This is a genomic window from Streptomyces sp. NPDC007162 (assembly GCF_040634175.1).
GTDB lineage: Bacteria > Actinomycetota > Actinomycetes > Streptomycetales > Streptomycetaceae > Streptomyces.
Map to the genome: position 1 here is coordinate 1 of NZ_JBEYFC010001069.1, position 1041 is coordinate 1041.

Annotated in this window: 1 protein-coding gene and 1 pseudogene; one reads left to right on the plus strand and one right to left on the minus strand. The window is 70.6% G+C overall.

Features of this window, described 5'->3' with window-relative positions; genetic code table 11:
- Positions 1-223, plus strand: a 223-nt coding sequence (locus ABZ646_RS47210; protein WP_360534108.1) for a hypothetical protein, incomplete at its 5' end; no start/stop codon positions are given.
- Here ABZ646_RS47210 and ABZ646_RS47215 read toward each other — a convergent pair.
- Positions 210-1041: pseudogene (locus tag ABZ646_RS47215) on the minus strand (hydrolase); the annotation flags it as partial. The gene ABZ646_RS47210 and the pseudogene ABZ646_RS47215 sit on opposite strands and share 14 nt — an antisense overlap.

Consider the following 1041-nt stretch of genomic DNA (forward strand, 5'->3'; position numbering starts at 1 on the left):
GTTGGTGCGGCCGGGGTCGGGGGCGAAGCCCGTGCTGCCGGTCCGGTGGTCGGACAACGAGGTCAGCCTGTGGCCGGGCGAGTCGTCGACCCTGACGGCCACCTACCGGACCGCCGATCTGCACGGCTCGGCGCCCCAGGTGCGGGTCTCCGGCTGGAACGCGGTGGAGCGGACGGTTCCGGCGGGCGCGCCGGAACCGTCCGTCCCGCTCAGCTCACGTTGAGCGCGGTGTCGTCGATGACGAAGGACGTCTGGAGGGTCGAGCCCTCGACACCGGTGAACTTGATGGTGGCCGTGGTGCCGGCCAGGGAGGAGACGTCGAAGCTCTTGAGGACGTATCCGGAGGCCGCGTTGAGGTTGGAGTAGGTGGCCAGGGTGGTGGATCCGGCCGTGACCGTCAGCTTGTCGTAGGCGGTGCTGGTGGTGGTCTCCGCGGTGTCCACGTGCAGGTAGAAGCTGAGCGTCGCGGAGCAGCCGGACGGAACGGTCACCGACTGGGACAGCGTGTCGGTGTGGGCGGATCCGTAGCCGTCGAGCCAGGCCTTGTAGGAGCCGGTGCGGGCCGCCTCGCTGCTGGAGTTGGTGATGACCCCGCTGCTCGCGGTCCAGGTGGTGCTGCCGGACTCGAAGCCGGGGTTGCCGAGGAGCTGGGCGGAGGTGCAGGTGCCGCCACCACCTCCGCCGCCTCCGCCACCGCCGCTGCTGCCGCTGCTCGCGCCGGCCAGCCAGGCGGTGGCGTTCAGGGCGAGCGCCGCGTTGGTGGCGCCGGAGTCGTTCCAGCCGTCGTACAGGGTGTTGCCGGACTGGCCCGTGCCGTCGTCGATGGGCGAGCTGTCGCCCCAGAAGGCGACCCGGCCGCTGCCGAAGGTGCTGGTGAGGAAGAACGCGCCGGTGTTGCCCGAGTAGCCGCTGCGGTACACCAGGCCCTTGACGCTGGAGTTGTCGGAGGGCTTGAGGGTGGCGGTGGTGCCGTCGGCGATCAGGCTCTTGGTGACCGTGCCGTAGGAACCGTGCAGCACCGGGTTGCTGCTGTCGCTGATC